The organism is Effusibacillus consociatus, from assembly GCF_042652925.1.
GTDB classification, from domain to species: Bacteria; Bacillota; Bacilli; order Tumebacillales; family Effusibacillaceae; genus Effusibacillus; species Effusibacillus consociatus.
The window spans coordinates 1-19,243 of sequence record NZ_JBHSHC010000065.1 but is presented as its reverse complement, the minus strand read 5'-3'; the positions used below and the strand labels follow the sequence as shown (position 1 = coordinate 19,243).

At 47.8% G+C, this 19,243-nt stretch carries 18 protein-coding genes, 1 tRNA gene and 2 riboswitches; all 19 genes read right to left on the bottom strand.

Features of this window, described 5'->3' with window-relative positions; genetic code table 11:
- Positions 1-71 precede the first annotated feature (71 nt).
- The 19 genes from clpX to ACFO8Q_RS08960 all read right to left on the bottom strand — a co-directional run bounded on the left by clpX (position 72) and on the right by ACFO8Q_RS08960 (position 19,066).
- On the bottom strand, positions 72-1,346 hold the full coding sequence (gene clpX / locus ACFO8Q_RS09050) for an ATP-dependent protease ATP-binding subunit ClpX (protein ID WP_380025449.1): 1,275 nt from the start codon (positions 1,344-1,346) through the stop codon (positions 72-74).
- A gap of 13 nt (positions 1,347-1,359) precedes the next feature.
- The gene (gene clpP / locus ACFO8Q_RS09045) at positions 1,360-1,950 is read right to left on the bottom strand and encodes an ATP-dependent Clp endopeptidase proteolytic subunit ClpP (protein ID WP_380025448.1); all 591 of its coding nucleotides are present in this window, start codon (positions 1,948-1,950) and stop codon (positions 1,360-1,362) included.
- A gap of 93 nt (positions 1,951-2,043) precedes the next feature.
- Positions 2,044-3,336 (bottom strand): trigger factor, encoded by a 1,293-nt coding sequence (gene tig, locus ACFO8Q_RS09040; protein WP_380025447.1) that lies wholly within the window; start codon positions 3,334-3,336, stop codon positions 2,044-2,046.
- A 240-nt stretch (positions 3,337-3,576) separates the two neighbouring features.
- Positions 3,577-3,653, bottom strand: a tRNA-Arg gene (locus tag ACFO8Q_RS09035).
- Positions 3,654-3,747: 94 nt separating this feature from the next.
- Positions 3,748-4,278, bottom strand: a complete 531-nt coding sequence (locus tag ACFO8Q_RS09030; RefSeq protein ID WP_380025446.1) for a metallophosphoesterase — start codon at positions 4,276-4,278, stop codon at positions 3,748-3,750.
- Positions 4,275-4,865 (bottom strand): XTP/dITP diphosphatase, encoded by a 591-nt coding sequence (locus ACFO8Q_RS09025; protein ID WP_380025445.1) that lies wholly within the window; start codon positions 4,863-4,865, stop codon positions 4,275-4,277. The genes ACFO8Q_RS09030 and ACFO8Q_RS09025 overlap by 4 nt, the downstream gene beginning before the upstream one ends.
- 35 nt (positions 4,866-4,900) lie before the next feature.
- On the bottom strand, positions 4,901-5,656 hold the full coding sequence (gene rph, locus ACFO8Q_RS09020; RefSeq protein WP_380025444.1) for a ribonuclease PH: 756 nt from the start codon (positions 5,654-5,656) through the stop codon (positions 4,901-4,903).
- A 147-nt stretch (positions 5,657-5,803) separates the two neighbouring features.
- Positions 5,804-6,811 (bottom strand): GerMN domain-containing protein, encoded by a 1,008-nt coding sequence (locus tag ACFO8Q_RS09015; protein WP_380025443.1) that lies wholly within the window; start codon positions 6,809-6,811, stop codon positions 5,804-5,806.
- An 82-nt stretch (positions 6,812-6,893) separates the two neighbouring features.
- Positions 6,894-7,691, bottom strand: coding sequence for a glutamate racemase (racE, locus tag ACFO8Q_RS09010; RefSeq protein WP_380025442.1), 798 nt, complete (start codon positions 7,689-7,691; stop codon positions 6,894-6,896).
- 159 nt (positions 7,692-7,850) lie between these two features.
- Positions 7,851-8,078, bottom strand: a complete 228-nt coding sequence (locus ACFO8Q_RS09005) for a helix-turn-helix domain-containing protein (RefSeq protein WP_380025441.1) — start codon at positions 8,076-8,078, stop codon at positions 7,851-7,853.
- 90 nt (positions 8,079-8,168) lie between these two features.
- Positions 8,169-8,624 carry a chemotaxis protein CheX gene (locus ACFO8Q_RS09000; protein ID WP_380025440.1) on the bottom strand — a complete coding sequence of 152 codons (456 nt, stop codon included), beginning with the start codon at positions 8,622-8,624 and terminating at the stop codon, positions 8,169-8,171.
- Positions 8,625-8,842: 218 nt separating this feature from the next.
- Complete coding sequence (gene sdhB / locus ACFO8Q_RS08995; protein ID WP_380025439.1) at positions 8,843-9,595, bottom strand: succinate dehydrogenase iron-sulfur subunit; 753 nt, start codon at positions 9,593-9,595, stop codon at positions 8,843-8,845.
- Positions 9,592-11,349, bottom strand: a complete 1,758-nt coding sequence (sdhA, locus tag ACFO8Q_RS08990) for a succinate dehydrogenase flavoprotein subunit (RefSeq protein ID WP_380025438.1) — start codon at positions 11,347-11,349, stop codon at positions 9,592-9,594. The genes sdhB and sdhA overlap by 4 nt, the downstream gene beginning before the upstream one ends.
- 17 nt (positions 11,350-11,366) lie before the next feature.
- Positions 11,367-11,981 carry a succinate dehydrogenase cytochrome b558 subunit gene (locus ACFO8Q_RS08985; protein WP_380025437.1) on the bottom strand — a complete coding sequence of 205 codons (615 nt, stop codon included), beginning with the start codon at positions 11,979-11,981 and terminating at the stop codon, positions 11,367-11,369.
- 389 nt (positions 11,982-12,370) lie between these two features.
- Entirely contained in the window at positions 12,371-13,726 is a 1,356-nt protein-coding gene (locus ACFO8Q_RS08980; protein WP_380025436.1) for a homoserine dehydrogenase, read from the bottom strand.
- The gene (metX, locus tag ACFO8Q_RS08975) at positions 13,723-14,829 is read right to left on the bottom strand and encodes a homoserine O-acetyltransferase MetX (RefSeq protein ID WP_380025435.1); all 1,107 of its coding nucleotides are present in this window, start codon (positions 14,827-14,829) and stop codon (positions 13,723-13,725) included. The genes ACFO8Q_RS08980 and metX overlap by 4 nt, the downstream gene beginning before the upstream one ends.
- 129 nt (positions 14,830-14,958) lie before the next feature.
- Positions 14,959-15,082: riboswitch (SAM riboswitch) on the bottom strand.
- Positions 15,083-15,164: 82 nt separating this feature from the next.
- Entirely contained in the window at positions 15,165-16,403 is a 1,239-nt protein-coding gene (locus ACFO8Q_RS08970) for an aspartate kinase (protein WP_380025434.1), read from the bottom strand.
- A 205-nt stretch (positions 16,404-16,608) separates the two neighbouring features.
- Positions 16,609-16,797: riboswitch (Lysine riboswitch) on the bottom strand.
- A gap of 83 nt (positions 16,798-16,880) precedes the next feature.
- A complete protein-coding gene (gene uvrC, locus ACFO8Q_RS08965; RefSeq protein WP_380025433.1) occupies positions 16,881-18,659 on the bottom strand; it encodes an excinuclease ABC subunit UvrC in 1,779 nt (592 codons plus the stop codon).
- Between the two features lie 32 nt (positions 18,660-18,691).
- Positions 18,692-19,066 (bottom strand): hypothetical protein, encoded by a 375-nt coding sequence (locus ACFO8Q_RS08960; protein ID WP_380025432.1) that lies wholly within the window; start codon positions 19,064-19,066, stop codon positions 18,692-18,694.
- Positions 19,067-19,243 lie beyond the last annotated feature (177 nt).

The following is a 19,243-nucleotide window of genomic DNA, read 5'->3' as shown; positions in this document are numbered from 1 at the left end:
AGGAGAGGCAAAAATAAACAAGGCAGGAGCGCAATAGCGTCTCCTGCCTTAAATTTTTCGTGGGCTGTCTTTTATGCTGTTTCTTCCTTTTTCTTCTTCTTGTTCCGGTTTTCCGTCGTAACCAGGACAGGCGGTTCCTTGTGAGTTACGGTTTCCCTTGTCACCACCACTTTGGTGATATCTTGACGGGAAGGTACATCATACATCACATCCAGCATAATGCTTTCAATAATCGCGCGCAAGCCACGAGCACCCGTGTTTCGCTTGATCGCTTCCTTCGCGATTTCGATTAATGCCTCTTCCGTAAACTCCAACTGGACTTCGTCCATCTCCATCAATTTCTGGTACTGCTTGACGAGCGCATTCTTCGGTTCGGTCAAGATCTGAATCAATGCCTTTTCATCAAGCGCTTCCAACGTTGTCAGAACGGGAAGACGTCCGACAAATTCAGGGATCAAACCGAACTTGAGCAGGTCTTCCGGCAATACCTTATGGAGATAGGCACCCGGTTTGTGTTCATTCACTACCTTTTCTTCGTTTGTTCCGAATCCGATTACTTTCTTGCCCAATCGGCGCTTGATGATTTGCTCCATTCCATCAAACGCACCGCCGCAAATGAAGAGAATATTGCTTGTATCGATCTGGATGAACTCCTGATGCGGGTGTTTGCGACCACCTTGTGGAGGAACACTTGCAACAGTGCCTTCCAAAATCTTCAGAAGTGCCTGCTGAACCCCTTCACCGGACACATCCCGGGTGATTGACGGATTTTCAGATTTGCGGGCGATTTTATCGATTTCGTCGATATAGATAATCCCCTTCTCAGCCTTTTCCACATCATAATCTGCTGCTTGAATCAGCTTGAGAAGAATGTTTTCCACATCTTCCCCAACGTACCCCGCTTCGGTCAAAGAAGTGGCATCTGCAATCGCAAAGGGCACATTCAGGATTCGTGCCAATGTCTGCGCCAAAAGCGTTTTCCCGCTTCCGGTAGGTCCGATGAGCAGGATATTGCTCTTCGATAATTCAACCTCATCCGTATTTTTCTGGTTGGTGTTAATTCGCTTGTAATGGTTATAGACCGCAACGGACAATGACTTCTTGGCCGTTTCCTGTCCGATTACGTACTGATCCAGAATTTCACGGATTTCATGAGGTTTGGGAACATCTTTCAGCTCAAATTCCTGCTCTTCACCCAGTTCTTCCTCGACAATTTCATTACAGAGCTCAATGCATTCGTCACAGATATAGACACCCGGTCCTGCAACTAACTTGCGGACCTGGTCCTGCGTCTTACCACAGAAAGAGCACTTCAATTGGCCTTTCTCATCGTTGAATTTAAACAACCCTACTCACCCCTTATTTCAAGTCTGTTCGGGAAATCACCGCATCAATCAAGCCATATTCCTTTGCTTGTTCGGCGCTCATGAAGTTATCACGATCAGTATCGCGCTCGATTTTCTCAATAGGCTGACCGGTACGTTCCGAATATATACGGTTGATCTTCGCTTTCGTCTTGAGAATCCAATCTGCATGAATCTTTATATCGGCTGCCTGCCCGCGAACTCCCCCGAGCGGTTGGTGGATCATGATCTCACTGTTTGGAAGTGCGTAACGCTTTCCTTTTGCACCGGCCATCAGAAGAAAAGATCCCATAGATGCCGCCATGCCTACACAAATCGTTGAAACATCGGGTTTAATGAATTGCATAGTGTCGAAGATAGCCATTCCTGCTGTAATAGAACCGCCCGGACTGTTTATGTAAAGACTTATGTCCTTCTCCGGATCTTCTGCAGCCAGGAACAGCAGTTGAGCCACCACTAGGTTGGCCACCATATCGTCAATCGGGGTACCGATAAACACAATACGGTCTTTCAATAAACGGGAGTAGATGTCGTACGCTCGTTCTCCTCTGCTGGTTTGCTCGATCACCATAGGAACCAAATTCATTGCCCTAGCCTCCTGTCAGCGGTGGAGTTGAAAAACAAGGCACTTTTGAACAAAGTGCCTTGTTTGAATCCTGTTTCTTTATGATACACGATATTAAGCTACTTTGCTATTCTCAACCAAGAAAGCAACGGTTTTCCGTGACACGATATCGTCCTTCAAAGCATGGAAATGCGGGTCGCGGGATTCCAAAATTTGTTTCACCAGGTTGAAATCCATACGGGCTGAGTCCGCGATTTTAGCGATTTCTTCATGAACATCATCTTCTGTCGCTTCGATGTTTTCCGCTTTGCTTATTGCTTCCAGAACAAGACGTGTACGAACCCGCTTTTCAGCGTTTTCCTTCATCTCTTCACGGAGTTTATCTTCGGAAGCACCGGTGAACTGGAGGTATGCTTCATACGGAATGCCTTGCATTTGCAAGCGCTGCTTAAAGTCTTCAATCATTCCGTTGATTTCAATATCAACCATGACTTCCGGAAGTTCAATTGCAGCGTTCGCAACAGCTTTTTCGATCACTTGTTCTTCCAAATAGTTTTTCTTGTCCGCTTCCGCTTTCTCTTGAAGTTTCTTCTCCACATCCGCTTTCAATTCATCCAGTGTGTTAAATTCCGAAATATCTTTCGCAAACTCATCATCGAGAGCCGGGAACTGCTTGCGCTTAATCTCATGCAGGTGAACCTTGAAGACAGCCGGTTTACCCGCCAGTGCAGGAACATGGTAGGTTTCCGGGAATGTTACGGTAATGTCTTTGTCTTCCCCTTTGCCCAGACCGATGAGCTGCTCTTCGAATCCGGGAATGAAGGTGCCGGACCCAATCTCGAGCTGATATTTCTCGGCTTCTCCGCCTTCGAAAGCTTCTCCGTCCACAAAGCCCTTGAAGTCGATGATCACGATATCTCCGTTTTCAACTGTACCTTCTTCGAGGACAACGATTTCGGCATGGGATTTTTGCATGTTTTCGAGTTCTTTTTCCACATCGTCAGCGGTAATGTTAAACTCTTTCTTTTCGATTTCAAGACCTTTATAGTCTCCAAGCTGCACTTCCGGCTTAACAGTTACAGTCGCCTTAAAAATAAGCGGTTTGCCTTTCTCGATTTGCACAATATCGATTTCGGGACGAGCTACAGGCTCGATATTCGCTTCGTCAACCGCTTTGCTGTACGCTTCTGGTAGCAGAATGTCCAAAGCATCCTCATATAATACGGCAACCCCGAAACGCTGTTCAAAAATCGGGCGCGGAACTTTACCTTTACGGAAACCGGGAACATTCACCCGCTTTACAACTTTCTTGAAAGCTTGATCAATAGCCTGGTCAACCTTACCACTCTCAACTTCAACCTCTAGTACACCGACGTTCTTTTCTGTTTTTTCCCACTTAGCAGACATTATAATATTTCCTCCTTACAAACCCCAACACTTTATATGTATGGCGTGTTATTTCTGAAGTTGAACCACCTTATTATAGCACAACTGCTTGATGTTTCAAATAGTTGAAAAAACCCAACGGTCAAAAGGGAGTTAAAAAATAAAAAAGCGGCATCACACCGCCGCTATTTCTCATCGAGTCCCCATCAAACGCACTCGGAATATGCTTCAGAGTTTCACTTCACTTTGATGGGCGTTTTCTGGCGTGCCTAGCAGGATTCGAACCTGCGACACTTCGCTTAGAAGGCGAATGCTCTATCCAGCTGAGCTATAGGCACAGAAGGGAAGTCCGGGTAAAACCCGGAACAAAATTTAGTATAAGAAAAACAAACCCCGATCGTCAAGAGGAATCCATAGGGACTGACGGAAATGTCAAGGTTTCAAGAATTGATGTACGTAATGAAATCCGGGTAATGGATCGCCCTTCATGCCGTATAACTGGATATCTACCCGACAGGCTCCGGAAAAAGGCACTACCTCCAGAATTCCGTATGTCGGAACGCTAACACTGCCCCTTGGGTAAGACAGACTGCCAGGATTGCAGAAAATCGTTCCATCTTCTTCCAGGATGACCGGAACATGCGAATGACCGAAAATCACCAGATCTGCCCCAACCTCTTTAGCCCGATATGTCAAAGGAAGAATTGTTTGTTTCACTCTATAGAGATGACCGTGAGTGACTAACACTTTCAATCCCAAAATGTCTATAATTTCCTCATCACCAGCAGAACCGGGGGCGTCACAATTTCCGCAAACCGTCTTCCAGGGAACATCCTTGCGGGACAAAACATCATTCGCATGATCGCCTGCATGAATCAACATTTCGATATCCGAATACCGTGCCAGAACAGCGTCGATCCGGTCAGTTCTTCCGTGCGAATCACTCATTAAACAAATTTTCATCCGTTATCACCGGCAGGAACAAGCTGCATCAGGGAACGAATCGCTTTTGCCCGGTGGCTGATCCGGTTTTTCTCATCCAAGGTGAGTTCGCCGAACGTTTTCTGCAAATCCGGCACAAAAAACAATGGATCGTACCCAAAGCCCCCTGCTCCCCTTGGTTGTTCGAGGATCACTCCCTCGCACTCCCCGCGAGCCAATAAAGTCGGTTCTTTTGGGCGAGCCAAAGCGAGCACGCAAACAAATCTTGCGGAACGATTATCGATCGGAACTCCGGCCAGTTCTTCAAGAAGTTTACTGTTATTGGCGCTGTCACTTGCATTTTCCCCCGCATACCTTGCAGAAAATACGCTTGGCCGCCCGTCGAGAGCGTCCACTTCCAATCCCGAATCATCTGCCAACACGGGTGTTTGCAAAAATTCCGCAACTTCCTCAGCTTTTTTACGAGCATTGTCTTCAAAGGTCAGCCCATCCTCAATTACTGCGGGGACGTTCTCGGGCAATCCCTCAATCGTCCACCCCAGTGCGGCTAAGGCCTCCCCAAACTCGCGAACCTTCCCTTGATTCCGAGTGGCCAACACAACTTTCAATTTTCTCTCTCCCTCTCTAAAATGGCTCCACTTCTTTATACACTCTGAGGTTCTTTCGTGCCAATCCGATCGCCTACGTCCCCGAGAGCTATTTTTTGATTCATGATTAATTGCTCTATGCCTTCCTTTGCAAGAGACAGCATATTTTGCAATTCATCCGGCGTAAAAGGAGTCTCCTCGCCGGTTCCCTGCACTTCCACATACTTTCCGCTTCCGGTCATTACAACATTCATATCGACCTTCGCCGACGAATCTTCCATATAGTTTAAATCCAATACAGGTACTTCGTTCACCACTCCAACGCTAACTGCAGCCAAATAGTCAGTCAGCGGGATTCTGTCAAACGTCCCTTTCTCGACAAGCACATTCAGTGCATCTGCCATAGCCACAAAAGATCCTGTGATCGAGGCGGTTCGTGTTCCTCCATCCGCCTGAATCACGTCACAATCTAACCAAATCGTTCGCTCACCAAGTTTTGACAAATCTACGACCGACCGTAGAGCACGGCCGATTAAACGTTGGATTTCCATGGTCCGGCCGCCGACTTTCCCTTTCGTCGATTCGCGCTGATTTCTGCTTGGAGTTGCACGCGGGAGCATCGAGTATTCCGCGGTAATCCATCCTTGCCCGCTGCCTCGTAAAAAAGGCGGGACTTTCTCCTCCAACGTTGCTGTACAAATCACCTTGGTATCTCCAACGGAGATGAGAACAGATCCTTCCGCGTGCTTGATATAATGGCGCTCGATTGTTACGTTTCTCGTTTGGTTCGGTTTACGTCCGTCCGGTCTCATCTAACTACCTCCTCAAAAATCATAGGAGGGTCAGCGCCTCCTGAGCTTGCAATTTATACTATCATACCCAACCCAAGAAAATCCAATGTTACGTAAAAAAACAGCCGGTGGACGATGCATTCTGTCCAGTCGGCCAATGTATACGATCTAAAGTTGTTTTTGGTTAACCGTTTCAGGACGAACCATCGGCTTGCTGAGGTCCAACCCTGGCGCAGTCACCGGTGTTTGCCCTTTGACTGTAATTTTAACTTTTTGAGCCGGGCTGTTTTCCAAAACCGACAGTACAATTGAGTGGAACACTTTCTTCTGCTCGGTACTTGCACCTTCCGTCAGCAGGTTCTCAAAATCAAGAGTGACCGTATCACCAGTTGTGTTAACGTTAAGCAATTTGGTGGAAGCGGCAATCGTCGGCTTCAATCCGGGTGTCATAGGCCCTGAGACCAACTGAGCAATTGTTGTTTTCACCAGATCTTCACTTGTTTTGCCGATCATCCTTGTCACCGGAACCAAATAGCTGAAATTGCCAGCTTTGTTGGTTCCCTCATAATAGAGAGTCACTTTGGTCGTTTCGGCAGGATTAATATTTGGCGCCACCTGAAGATTAATGCCATTGGCGCGGGTTAAAGGCTGACCGATTGGCGTTCCGCTTGTTGGCATCGCCGCTTGAATGTTGCCATTCACCTTGATTTGAACCTTTTTTACATTCGGAAATTCTGTAAGAGTCCACACCACTGCATCGACTAGTTGCTGTTCTGCTTTTGGCACCTTTAATCCAAGAACTTCTTTGCCGAAATCAACAGTTGCCAACCCGTCTTTATCAATATTAACTGTCATTTTCGTCCCTTCCGGGATCACGGAGTGCAAGCCGGTGCCTTTTAGGAATTCCTTCGATTTTTCCGGAGTCAAAAATGTGAGGGCTTGAGCGGCCGGACCTTCTGCTTTCGGAATACTGACTCGCAAAGGCACAACAAAACCATTCTCATCTGCAAAATAGAGTGTGGCGGATACAGTGTCGGTTTTTTTATCGGCAGCTTGGTTGGCACCGGGTGGAGGTTCATCAATCGGACTGGAGGTCGGTGTAAACATTCCGCACCCTGCCGTTCCCGCCAAACTCACTACCAATACTCCGGCCAAAATTTTTTTCTTATGGCGCATTCTACGTCCTCCTCAACCTCTTTTTTCTACTTCTATGTATACGGAGAGGTGGACGAAGTATGCTTGTTTTGTTGGACAATTGCTACAGAACCAGACTTTCAAGGGAAACCGGGTGTTCCAGCCATCGCTCCGCGATTTCGGCAAAATGCTCGGTATCCCCGGTTGTATAGAACTTATGAACCGGCTGCAAATTATGGTTGTTTAAAAGATTTCGATCCGCCAAAATAAGGGACGCTTCTCTGGCTGTTTCTTCGGCGGATGAGATCAACTGCACGCGATCTCCCGCAACGTTTTGAATGACAGGTCCCAAAATCGGATAATGGGTGCAACCGAGGATTAAAACATCAATCATTTCCCTTTTCAATGGAGCCAGATACTCCTCCACCACTCGCCTTGCGTGCTCGGAATACATGTCTCCTTCTTCCACGATTTTCACAAATGGCGGGCAGGCCTGGCTAACCACCTGCAGTCGTGGATTAATCCGATGAATCTCCCGGGCATATGCACCGATTCTGACTGTAACCTCTGTGCCAATGACACCGATTCTGCCGGTTCGTGTGGAGGAAATCGCTGCCCTGCTGCCGGGAGTAATCACTCCCAGAATCGGGATAGAATAGCGCTCTCGAGCTTCGTTCAAACTCGCTGCGGTAGCCGTGTTACAGGCAATGATTATCATTTTTACACCCAGGTCTACCAAAAAATCCATAATTTGAAAAGAAAATTGCCGAACTTGTTCCGGCGGCCTGCTGCCATACGGACAGCGGGCATTGTCCCCTACATAAATCAGGTCTTCCTGTGGCAATTGTCGAAACATCTCCCTCACCACTGTAAGTCCCCCGACCCCCGAATCGAAAAGACCAACCGGTTTTGAACTTGCCACTTTAAGACCATCCTTTCCTTGCAGAATGCATCTATTATAACATAAGGATACCCCGCTAAGAACGGCCGCGTCCATGCGGCCAACGCGGGATAAAACGTCCTGTTTTAAAGTAAAAACCCTACTTTGAATAAAGTAGGGCAACCCAGGTAAAAAACTCTTTTAGATCTGTATTTCCCCGAGACGAACCAATTCAACAACGGCCTGTGACCGTCCTTTAACGTTAAGTTTTTTCATAACGTTGCTGATATGGTTACGGACGGTCTTTTCACTAATGAATAGAACTTCGGCAATTTCCTTTGTGGTCTTGTCTTGTACCAGCAACTCAAATACTTCACGCTCACGATTGGTGAGAAGAGATTTGCCGCGCAAGTCCTTACCCGTGGTCACTTACTCGATCCCTCCTTGCTCGGGTCATGATTGACAAGGTCAAGGGATACAGTCAAATTATACTATGACCGTGGAGGGACATTGGTGCAGTCAGGCAATCAATAATTTCACTTCCATGACGCCCATTTCTTGAAGTGATAAGGGTACAGCCACTGCTGTTGATTTCTGGGCATTTACGCTCTCCCCAAAGACAAGCCGGGGCGGAGAGATATCGACCGTTACCCCTTCCTGCGACAACAAAGAACAGGCGTTACCGCTTATCATATTCGCCAATTCCGAAATTGCGCTTTGGCTGAGGGCATCCAATTGCTCCAAATGAAAGCCGCCCATCATGGCAGAGGCAATCTTAAGCGCCGTATCAGGAACAAATCCAAAGGCTACGCTGCCGTCCACCTCACCTTTCAAATCAATCAATATCCACAAGTGCGAATCGTGAAGCTCTGTGTGACTTGGCGAAATGGTCCCTGGCACGGCTGGAATGCTCGTCATTTGCTCAAGGACATTTTTTGCCGATTGCATAAAAGGATTGATAATCTGTACTCCCAAAGAAACACACCCCTCACGTGCACATTAATGTCGTTAAACAGTTAAAATAAATTATACACCCAGATCATTTATTCCGACACATTTTTACAAAAATTGAGCCTTAAGTCCCAAAAGTCATCCTCCATTGGTGGAAAGGTCAAAGCTCCGCAGTTCCCGGAAAACAGATAAAAAGCCTTTCACCACAAGTGTGAAAGGCTTTTTATGTTGATCAAGAATTTTTATTTGCGCAGCCAGTTGGTCAGAGCATAGCGGTTCGTGGCCGCATTCATTGCTGCGATCGAAGTTGTGAGCGGAATGTTTTTCGGACATACCTGCACACAGTTTTGCGAGTTCCCGCATTCATGAATTCCGCCTTCACCCATCAGAGCTTCGATACGTTCATGAGAATGCATCGAACCGGTCGGGTGGGTGTTAAAAAGACGAGCTTGCGAGATGGCGAAAGGCCCGATAAAGCTTGTTTTCTCATTTACGTTCGGACATGCTTCCACACAAGCACCGCAGGTGAAGCATTTTGAAAGCTCATACGCCCATTGACGATCCCGTTCTGCCATGCGCGGGCCAGGTCCCAAATCATAGGTACCGTCGATCGGAACCCATGCTTTTACCCGCTTTAAAGCTTCAAACATGCGGGAACGGTCTACCACCAGGTCGCGAAGTACCGGGAATGTGCGAGCCGGCTTCAGACGGATGGGCTGTTCCAGCTTCTCAATCAAAGCGGTACATGCCTGACGCGGCTTACCGTTAATGACCATCATACAGGCCCCGCAAATTTCTTCCAAACAGTTTGATTCCCAGGAAACCGGGGCCACTTTTTCCCCTTTTGCATTTACGGGATTTCTCTGGATTTCCATCAAAGCGGCAATCACGTTCATGCCGGGACGAAGCGGCACTTTGAACTCTTCCGTATATGACTTTCCATTGTGTGTATCCTGACGTTCAATAATCAGATGAACCATTTTTTGTTCGCTCATGATTTGGTCGCCTCCTTATCCACACTGTAGTTGCGCAAGCGTGGCTTGATCAGAGAGGTATCCACGTCTTCGTAGTGAAAAGCAGGTCCATCCGAGGTCCACTTAGCCATTGTCGTTTTCAACCAGTTCTCATCATCACGTTCCGGGAATTCAGGCTTATAGTGTGCCCCGCGCGATTCGTTCCGGTTGAGAGCGCCAATCGTTATTACCCGGGCAAGTTCCAGCATGTTCCACAATTGACGGGTGAAAGGTGCCATCATATTTTCCCAACGGGAAGTATCCGCCATACCAATCCGCTTGTAGCGTTCCATCAGTTCAAGAATCTTTTCGTCCGTTTTCTGCAGACGGTCATTGTGACGAACAACTGTTACGTTGTTGTTCATCCATTCACCGAGCTCACGATGAATTTGGTATGGGTTTTCGTTCCCTTCCATCTTCAGAATATCCTCGTACTGCTGCTCACGTTTCTTGCGTTCTGTTTCAAAGTAATGCTGCGCAACATCGCCGGAAGCTTTCTTCAAGCCCTTGATGTACTTAACAGCGTTCGGTCCGGCCACCATTCCGCCAAAAATCGAAGATAGCAGCGAGTTTGCGCCCAACCGGTTCGCACCATGTTGTGAATAGTCACATTCACCTGCAGCAAAGAGACCCTTAATGTTGGTTTGCTGATCATAATCCACCCAGAGACCGCCCATTGAATAGTGAACGGCAGGGAAAATGCGCATCGGAACTTTACGCGGGTCGTCACCAACAAATTTCTCATAAATTTCCAAAATACCGCCCAACTTGACATTTAGCACTTCTTTCGGAATATGGGAAACATCCAGATACACCATGTTTTCCCCGTTGATGCCAAGTCCCAAATCCACACAAACGTGGAAAATTTCACGAGTTGCGATATCACGCGGAACAAGGTTTCCATATGCGGGGTATTTTTCTTCAAGGAAATACCAGGGTTTTCCGTCTTTATAGGTCCAGACCCGTCCGCCTTCACCACGCGCCGATTCGGACATCAGGCGCAATTTATCGTCACCGGGAATCGCAGTCGGATGAATTTGGATAAACTCACCGTTTGCATAATAAGCTCCCTGCTGATATACGGCAGAAGCGGCAGTTCCTGTGTTGATAATGGAGTTTGTAGTGCGGCCGAAAATCAAGCCAGGGCCGCCAGTCGCAAGAATTACAGCATCACCGACAAAGCTGTGAATTTCCATCGAACGAAGATCCTGCGCAACAATCCCGCGGCAAGTGCCTTCATCGTCCTGAACGATCGACAAGAACTCCCAGCCTTCATATTTCTGCACCAATCCGGCCGCTTCAAAACGACGGACCTGCTCGTCCAACGCATAGAGAAGCTGTTGACCTGTCGTAGCGCCCGCAAAGGCTGTACGGTGATGTTTCGTACCACCGAAACGTCGGAAGTCCAGCAAGCCTTCCGGTGTACGGTTAAACATAACCCCCATCCGATCCAGCAAATGGATGATTCCTGGTGCCGCTTCACACATTGCTTTTACCGGAGGCTGGTTCGCAAGGAAGTCCCCGCCGTAAATCGTATCGTCAAAGTGTTCCCAAGGAGAGTCTCCCTCGCCTTTGGTGTTCACCGCTCCGTTAATACCGCCTTGTGCGCACACAGAGTGGGAACGCTTAACAGGAACAAGCGAAAATAAATCTACAGGAATACCGGCTTCGGCAGATTTGATTGTGGCCATGAGGCCGGCCAATCCGCCACCAACAACAATAATACGTTGACTCATGATTCAGTCCCCTCCCTTTACGCCCCAGGATACTTAAACGCCCAGAGAGCGCTTACTCCCAGAAATGAAATAGCTAGCCATATGCCGCCCATTACATATGCGGACATACGCTGTGAGCGAGGACCTATCGTTACTCCCCAATGGATCAGGAAGCCCCAAAGACCGTTTGCAAAGTGGAATGCCGCTGCTACTACTCCGATAATCATAAACCAGAAAGCGATCGGGTCTGCAATCAGAAGCGAGACCATGTTGAAATCAGGATTCTCACCGCTGAAACGGGTTGTCCACAAATGCCACACGACAAAGATAAATGTAATAACCCCTGTGATGCGCTGCCAGACAAACATCTGGTTGCGGAACCAAGAAAACTGTCCACTGTTATATCCGGAAGTCATTGCGATGTACATACCGTAAACACCGTGGTACAAAAGCGGTAAAAAGATAAATAAAAACTCGATTACCCCCAAAAACGGCAAGCCTTGGATTCCCAATACCGCTTCGTTATAATGCTCCGCGCCTTTCGTTGCTTTCGCATTGGTAAACAGGTGAAAAACCAAGAAAAGACCTACAGGCAATACTCCTGTCAAAGAATGCAGACGTCGAAACCAAAAATCTTTTTGTTGTTGTGCCACTTGAGTCTGGTCCTCCCTTCTAGAATCGCCTTTCAGGCGTCCGTCCTACTGCATGCGCTTTCTTTCACATGCTGGTGAGACTTCTCTCTTTGTAGTTTTTTTTTTGCGCCCCCTTTATGTAAAAAAACAGATAAAGTTGATTACGAAAAGAAGGGTAACCGATCCCCTCGGTTACCGTTCTTTCCTGTCTGCCCAGGAAAGAATAAAACGTGGTATCTTTAGTAACCACATCTTATTCTTTCCGACAGTCGGAAAAACTTCCTCCGCACACGCATTTCTTTGGAAGCGTGCTGCTTAGAAGCTTCTCTGAATAGCCATTCACTCTATCGAAAATTGTCGCACTTTATCAATAATGTGTCAAGAATATTACAAGAGTATTTTTCCCAAAATCAAACGCTTTGAGGCATGAATAATTCACTTTCCTTTGAGTTTTGGGACAATTCGTGTCCAACGTTCGCTTCGCCTTCCGCAAGGCATGGAATCACAAGCTGAGAGAAAGAATCGGCAATTTGCTGCTTTAAGAACTCCTCGATCACATACCCGGAAACACCGGCTGTCACATATCCAAGAACAACTTCCTGCCCGTGGGATGCTCGAACTTTCTTTAGAATCGCTCCTCCCAATTTTTCGACAAAGTGGGTAAACACTTGCTCCGTTTGAGCCGCTGATTCTCGTGTACAGTCCAAGCGCACCAAATTGTTTTGAACTTCTGTCCGCCCCTCAAACTGCTGCAGCGGGGTATTCCAACTGGAAGACCTCAGGACATTTCCCGAGTTTTGCAGAAGAGCCATTAAATCCTCCAACACCGCACTCGCCGTTGGATATTCCCCGGCCCCTTTTCCGATGAAAGTCAGGTCTCCCACCACATCACTCGAAATCATTACTGCATTAAAAACATCATTCACCCGCGCGAGCGGATGGGTCAGCGGCAGCAATCGAGGTCCGACGGACAGCTCAATTCCCTGCTCCGTTCTGCGAGAGCGCCCGAGCAGTTTAATAACATAACCAAACTCGCGGGCCCACTGCAAATCTAAAGGCTGAAGGCGGGTAATTCCTTCTCTCGGTATATCATGGACGGGAACCTTTACATCAAACGCGAGATTGGTCAGGATTGCCAGCTTATAAGCCGCATCAAAACCTTCCACGTCGCTTGTAGGATCCGCTTCCGCGTATCCAAGTTCCTGCGCCTGCACCAAGACTTCACCAAAAGATTGCCCCGTTTGTTCCATTTTCGTGAGAATATAGTTTGTCGTTCCGTTGAGAATCCCGGATACTTCCTGGACACGATTGGCGGTTAAATATCCTTGGAGAAAGCGAATCACAGGGATTCCTCCCGCCACACTCGCTTCAAACAAAAGTTGAACTCCCGCTTCTTCCGCCGTTTGCAGCAGCTCTGCCCCGTGCTTTGCAAGCAGTTCCTTATTCGCGGTGATTACATGCTTTCCCGACCGCAAAGACTTTAAAATAATGGTACGGGCAGGTTCCAGTCCTCCCATCACTTCAATAATGATTGGAATATCCGGAGAGGTAAGAATCAGATCCGGATCCGTGATGATCTGTTCCCGGGCCACTTCCACATTTCGTTTTTTCTCTGGATTTCGCACCAAAATATACGGGATCTCAATCCTGCAGCCCGTTCGCTCCGCAATCGATTCCCCGTTTTGGCTTAACGCTTTCAAAACTCCCGATCCTACGGTTCCCAAACCCAGGAGGCCCACCCGCACCGTTCTCTGTTGTCTGTTCATTTTGTTTTCCCTCCGTTTTCCAAAAACTCCCCTACCCATTCGTTCATGATTTCAAACTCGATCAAAAACGCATCATGCCCGTGAATGGTCTTCATCTCACGGTAGACGACTTCTTTTCCCTTTGCCCGCAGCAATTCGGCAGTGTCCAGAAGTTCACCGGCAGGGAATAAAAAGTCGGAATCAATTCCAATCATCAACCCGCGGGCGTTAATTCGGTCCAACACATGTGAATAGCTTCCGCGTCCGCGCGATACATCGTGCAAATCCATCGATTTCAGCAGATAAAGGTACGAATTGGCATCGAATCTTTGAACCAATTTATCACCTTGGTAGTTTAAGTACTTTTCCACCTGAAACTCGGATTCCATAACAAACGGATCGTCGATTGGAACCATGGAGTGTCCGAACCGCTCCTCGTACAACTCAAAGCTTCGATACGTAATCATTCCGAGCCGCCGGGCAAGATTGAGACCTTTTTGCGGAAATGTTCTTCCGTAATAATTCCCGTTGCACCAAGCCGGGTCATTATAAATTGCCTGTCGCGCGACATTGTTAAAGGAGATTCCCATTGCAGAAAATCGGCCGCACGTGGCGATCGGAATATACGTTTCCATCATTTCCGGGTAGGTTACCGCCCATTCGAAAACCTGCATTCCTCCCATGGATCCCCCAATGACAGCATACAGACGGTCGATTTCCAGGCTTTTGACCAAATGATATTGCGCTTGCACCATATCGCGAATGGTGACTATCGGGAAACGCATGCCATAGGGACGGCCATCAAGCGGATTGATCGATCCCGGGCCAGTCGAGCCGGAACACCCGCCCAGCACATTTGCACAAATAACAAAATAGCGATTGGTATCAAGCGCTTTTCCCGGTCCGATAAGTCCGTCCCACCAACCGGGGTAGCCTGCCGTAGACCCCGCATGGGAATCTCCGGTCAATGCATGGCAGACCAAAATCGCATTGTCTTTGGCAGAATTCAACGTGCCGAATGTCTCGTAGACAAGCGTTGCATCTGTTAATTCCCGCCCACTCTGAAGTACCAGATCGGGCAGCTTATATTCTTTTCGTACCACGTCTTCAATTCGTACCGCCATGCGCTCGCTCACACCTCACCTATGGAAAAGTGACGCCAGGATTGACTCCCATTCAAAAGACGGCAATCGTCGGAGAAAAAACGAAAGACCCCACTCAACTAAGAGGGGGTCACATAAATCGATCGCCGCCTCTTATCTATCAGAATCAAATGATTCTGCAGGAATTGGCACCAAGAATCCCACCTGAAAAAAGGTGCAGGATTCCGGTTGCCGGGCTTCATCGGGCCAGTCCCTCCGCCACTCTGGATAAGAGTTTCATCACGCACTATTCACTTGAATCGTTGAAAAGAGTTTATCACGGGGATAATCAATCGTCAAGAATATTTGACCGACTGTTATTTTGCCACAGCAGCCGCCTCTACGGCATCAAGACCGAACGCGGTATGCAGTACCCGAACCGCTTTATGAACATCGGAAGCGTCGATAACACAGGACACTTTGATTTCGGACGTGCTCACCATCTTAATGAACATTCCGTTCTCCGAGAGAACCTGGAACATCTGAGCAGCCACGCCCGGATTGCTGATCATTCCCGCTCCTACAATCGACACTTTCGCCAGTTCTTCCTCACAAACGATTTCATTGGCGCCAAGACGAGTTTTCAGTTGGGTCAGAACTTCAATTGTACGGTGCAAATCGTCCTTCGCCACGGTAAACGAAATGTCGCTGCGATCATTATGGACAACGCTTTGTACGATAATATCGACGTTAATATTTTCTTTCGCAAGCGTCTGGAACACAGCCTGCAGGTTGTCATTTCGGTTTGGCACGCCAACAAGCGCTACCTTGGCCACGTTCAAATCATGTGCGATACCTCGTACAATAATCCCTTTTTCCATAAGTGCCTCCTCTTTCACGAGTGTTCCCGGATTTGATTTAAAACTGGAACGAACCATTAACGGTACGTTGTATTGTTTCGCATATTCAACTGCACGCGGATGAAGTACTGCCGCCCCCAGGTTGGCCAACTCCAGCATCTCGTCATACGAGATTTCAGGAATCTTGCGAGCAAACTTTACAACGCGCGGATCGGTTGAGTACACACCCTCTACATCGGTGTAAATCTCGCATAAGTCCGCTTTCAGAGCAGCTGCTAACGCGACTGCGGTTGTATCCGAACCACCGCGACCAAGTGTCGTAATGTCTCCGTCTTCAGAAACCCCCTGGAAGCCGGCAACCACGACAATTTTCCCTTCTTCCAACTCGGCGAAAATTCTTGACGGATCCATGTCGGTAATTCTCGCTTTGCTGTGCACCGCTTCCGTACGAATTCCGGCTTGCCATCCGGTAAACGATACACTGTCTTTTCCAAGGTCCTGCAAAGCCATCGCCAACAATGCGATGGAAATCTGTTCTCCTGTTGTCAAAAGCATATCCATTTCACGGGCAGGCCGTTTCGAGGACACCTTGCATGCAAGATCGATCAAATCATCAGTCGTGTCCCCCATTGCAGATACGACCACAACGCAGGAATTCCCTTGATCCACAGTATCCGCTACACGTCGGGCGACTCGTTGAATGTGCTCGGGACTTGCAACAGAACTTCCCCCAAACTTTTGAACGGTTAATGCCACACTCTCCACTCCAATCTGTCATATCATCTTGTTGTTTAGTTTTATCGATAACTCGCCGATCATGCTAAGGTCAAAGCAAAAAGCGGCAATAGAAGGTTGACTCAGGTCACCCGTCTACTGCCGCCTAACGTGTCTAGTCAGCGTACCAGTGCCCCCTCTCAACAAACACAAAGCAATGCTTTCCATTTGTTCCCTTTCAGAATCTCAGCGAGATAGTTCTCCACAGAAAGCCAAGGGCAGCTTCCTGTGACAGTCCTGCACCTGTTCGATGCAGACCCAGCCGAGCATTCCCGGGAGAAATGCTCGCTTCGGCGAATACCCCTTTCCCTTTGAGTCTTTGAAATCCCGTTTCTCGTCAAAGGTACTCTTGATCGTTCGCGCCTCTACCTCACCTCTGCTTGAGATGAGGCAATATGAAATTTAAATCTGATTATATCATTCAGCTGGCGAGCGGTCTACTCTTTTTTGCAAAAAATCTTAGGTTTGGCGTAAGAAACTCACAATTTCTTTTGCCAATTTATCACCGATGCCCACTTTCCGAAATTCCTCGACCGGTGCCCCTTTAATGGCTTCGATCGAACCGAAATGCTTCAACAACTGTTTCCGCCGTTTCTCCCCGACGCCCGGTATATCGTCCAATACTGAACGCATCGCCTGTTTGCCGTGGGTTTGCCGGTGAAATGTAATGGCAAAGCGGTGAACTTCGTCTTGAATCCGCGTTAACAGGTAGAATGCTTGTGAAGACCGGTCGATCGGAATCGGATCCGGTTCGTCACCGAAAAAAAGCTGGCTGGTCCGATGGCGGTCATCTTTCGCCAATCCGCATACAGGGATGTCCAGGTCGAACTCATTCTGCAGTACGTCAAGCGCTGCGCCGATTTGCCCCTTGCCTCCGTCAATGACGATCAGGTCTGGCAAAGGCTGTTTTTCTTTCAGCGCCCGGACAAAACGGCGGCGGATCACCTCACGCATAGATCCATAATCATCGGGTCCCTGTACCGTTTTAATTTTATATTTCCGGTATTCTTTCTTGGCCGGCTGCCCATTAATAAACACGACCATGGCAGCCACCGCATCCGCTCCCTGAATGTTTGAGTTATCGAAAGATTCAATACGGAAAGGTGTGGAAATCGCCAGGATCTCGCCCAACTGCTGAACCGCCCGGATCGTCCGATCCATGTCGCGATCCATCATTTTAAAACGCTCTTCCAGAGCGATTTTCGCATTCTCGCAGGCCATGTCCACCAGTTGTTTTTTGGTTCCGCGCATAGGCACTTTAATTTTTACGGACAGCCATTCTTCAATGACGTCCGTGTCAAGTCCCCCCGGCAGCAGAATCTCTCGCGGCAGGTCGGGATTCTCGAAGTAAAACTGGGTGACATAGGAGAGAAAATCCTCTTTTTCATCGCCATGATGCTGAAACACTGAGACATCACGCTGAATCAGCTTACCGGAACGAACATAGAACACCTGTACGCACATCATACCTTTGTCCGCATAATAACCGAATACATCCCGGTTGATCGTGTCGCCGAGATCGATTTTTTGCTTCTCCATGACCGCATCAATATGATGGATCAGATCCCGCAGTTCCTTGGCCCGTTCAAAATTCAAGGACTCCGCCTCTTTGTGCATCTTGTCGGTCAACTGGGCTTTGATCTCATTATGTCCGCCATTCAGAAATTTGGTAATTTCCTTGACCATCTGGTCGTAGGTTGCCTGTTCAACCGGAAACTCGCACGGAGCTATGCATTGATTAATATGGTAGTAAAGACAGACTTTCGGTTTTAGTGTTTTGCATTTCCGCAAGGGGTAGAGGCGATCCAGCAGCTTTTTGGTCTCGTTGGCTGCTCCCGCATTCGGATAGGGTCCGAAATACTTGCCTCCGTCTTTTTTTACCCGGCGAACAATCTCAAGCTTGGGATGCTCCTCGTTCGTAATCTTGATATACGGGTAGGTTTTGTCATCCTTCAGCATGATGTTGTAATGCGGCGTATGCTTTTTTATGAGGTTGTTTTCCAAAATCAGGGCTTCGATCACAGTATCGGTCACTATATATTCAAAATCGGCTATATTCGATACAAGCAGCTGTGTCTTTCCATCGTGGGACCCTGTGAAATACGAGCGTACACGGTTTTTCAACACTTTTGCCTTGCCCACATAAAGAATATCCCCGTTCGCGTCCTTCATCAGGTACACGCCTGGTTTTGCGGGCAACAGGGTCAATTTTTCCTTAATCTTTTCCCGAGTAGACATGGGTATCACCTACTCAAATACTACCACAAGAGTCAAGATTGGTTCTCAAGATTGTAGAAAAAACGGATGAGCGTTGGTACATCCTTGAGTAAAACATACGAACTCGTACCGGCAGATTGTGCGATGACAAACTGGCAATCCAGGCTGTTCCGCAAGCTGTTCACGCATTGGTAGATGCTGATTTGAGCATCCTGGCTTGTCACTCGGGCTCCTGAATAGGAAAAGCCTGCAGGGATAAAACCATTAAGAACCATCTCTTCATCGCCCGCTCCGGTAAAACACACCCAATCGACTTCTTTTTCTTGAAACGATCCGTTCGGTAGAAATTCGAGCATTTTTCTTTTTTCGGTAACTCTTCTTTCTGTGACACTGACGCTTGAGTCCCTCTCTACGATAACCATTTTCATAGCAATTCTCCTATTTCTCTGTAATAATCAAGGCCTCTCCACCCCGATGTTCACTGAACAAGGAATCGTGTCCTTATATAGGAGACAGTATAACATGGGCTTTCATCTTTATACCCATTCCTTTCGCTTCGCTCAAGGCACAAAACGGAATGAAATCCGTTAACCTTGAGCGTTTTT

What these genes read in the sequence shown, in the direction of transcription:
- clpP (WP_380025448.1), bottom strand. Translation starts at nt 1,950, where the DNA reads ATGAATTTGGTTCCTATGGTGATCGAGCAAACCAGCAGAGGAGAACGA.
- tig (WP_380025447.1), bottom strand. Translation starts at nt 3,336, where the DNA reads ATGTCTGCTAAGTGGGAAAAAACAGAAAAGAACGTCGGTGTACTAGAG.
- ACFO8Q_RS09030 (WP_380025446.1), bottom strand. Translation starts at nt 4,278, where the DNA reads ATGAAAATTTGTTTAATGAGTGATTCGCACGGAAGAACTGACCGGATC.
- rph (WP_380025444.1), bottom strand. Translation starts at nt 5,656, where the DNA reads ATGAGACCGGACGGACGTAAACCGAACCAAACGAGAAACGTAACAATC.
- ACFO8Q_RS09015 (WP_380025443.1), bottom strand. Translation starts at nt 6,811, where the DNA reads ATGCGCCATAAGAAAAAAATTTTGGCCGGAGTATTGGTAGTGAGTTTG.
- sdhB (WP_380025439.1), bottom strand. Translation starts at nt 9,595, where the DNA reads ATGAGCGAACAAAAAATGGTTCATCTGATTATTGAACGTCAGGATACA.
- sdhA (WP_380025438.1), bottom strand. Translation starts at nt 11,349, where the DNA reads ATGAGTCAACGTATTATTGTTGTTGGTGGCGGATTGGCCGGCCTCATG.
- ACFO8Q_RS08980 (WP_380025436.1), bottom strand. Translation starts at nt 13,726, where the DNA reads ATGAACAGACAACAGAGAACGGTGCGGGTGGGCCTCCTGGGTTTGGGA.
- metX (WP_380025435.1), bottom strand. Translation starts at nt 14,829, where the DNA reads ATGGCGGTACGAATTGAAGACGTGGTACGAAAAGAATATAAGCTGCCC.
- uvrC (WP_380025433.1), bottom strand. Translation starts at nt 18,659, where the DNA reads ATGTCTACTCGGGAAAAGATTAAGGAAAAATTGACCCTGTTGCCCGCA.
- ACFO8Q_RS08960 (WP_380025432.1), bottom strand. Translation starts at nt 19,066, where the DNA reads ATGAAAATGGTTATCGTAGAGAGGGACTCAAGCGTCAGTGTCACAGAA.